Raw genomic sequence first — 239 nt, 5'->3', positions numbered from 1 at the left:
AAAGGCCAACCCAACTATGAAATTATTAATTTTATGCAAAAGGCCATTGGCTATGCATTAACGGGTGATACGTCTGAACAAGTTATGTTCTTCCTGTTCGGAAATGGCCGTAATGGTAAATCAACTTTTATCAATACTGTTCAGCAATTACTGGGAGACTATGGACGCCAGACAAACAGTGACACTTTTATAAAAAAGAAAAATGATAACAGCATTAATAATGACATAGCCCGTCTTGA

General features: G+C 36.4%; 1 protein-coding gene. It reads left to right on the top strand.

Annotation, left to right across the window (positions count from 1 at the left end):
- Positions 1–239: hypothetical protein (locus tag R2R70_RS22855; protein WP_410979325.1), on the top strand; the 239-nt coding region annotated here is incomplete at both ends.

The sequence above is a fragment of the Cobetia sp. SIMBA_158 genome (assembly GCF_046566945.1).
GTDB lineage: Bacteria > Pseudomonadota > Gammaproteobacteria > Pseudomonadales > Halomonadaceae > Cobetia > Cobetia amphilecti.
Note: the sequence above shows the minus strand (reverse complement) of the source record. Positions and strands in the feature narration are given on the sequence as shown.